The sequence below is a fragment of the Streptococcus suis genome, from assembly GCF_002964045.1.
Lineage (GTDB): Bacteria > Bacillota > Bacilli > Lactobacillales > Streptococcaceae > Streptococcus > Streptococcus suis_U.
In genome coordinates, this window is record NZ_POPB01000063.1 from 1 (window position 1) to 275 (window position 275).

The following is a 275-nucleotide window of genomic DNA, read 5'->3' on the forward strand; positions in this document are numbered from 1 at the left end:
CTTCCGATCTGCTTTTATTGATAGCGTAGAGGTTAAGGGTTCTCTACGGAGAATGTATCGGCGTGAGCAAGGTCACCATAGGTATAACCGAGATTAAACCATTTTTTCCTTTGCTCAGAAGTGCCGTGGGTAAAACTGTCTGGAACAGTACGGCCATAGGCTTCCTGTTGAAGAGTATCGTCACCAACTGCATGGGCAGCATTCATAGCTTCGTCAATATCACCAGCATCCAAGATGCCTTGTCCATCAACATATTTGGCCCAGGCTCCTGCATA

1 protein-coding gene is annotated in these 275 nt (G+C 46.5%); it reads right to left on the minus strand.

What is annotated here, in order from left to right; translation table 11 throughout:
• Positions 1-32 precede the first annotated feature (32 nt).
• Positions 33-275 (minus strand): neutral zinc metallopeptidase (locus tag C1E99_RS00280; RefSeq protein ID WP_193441764.1); only part of this gene is annotated, 243 nt, incomplete at its 5' end.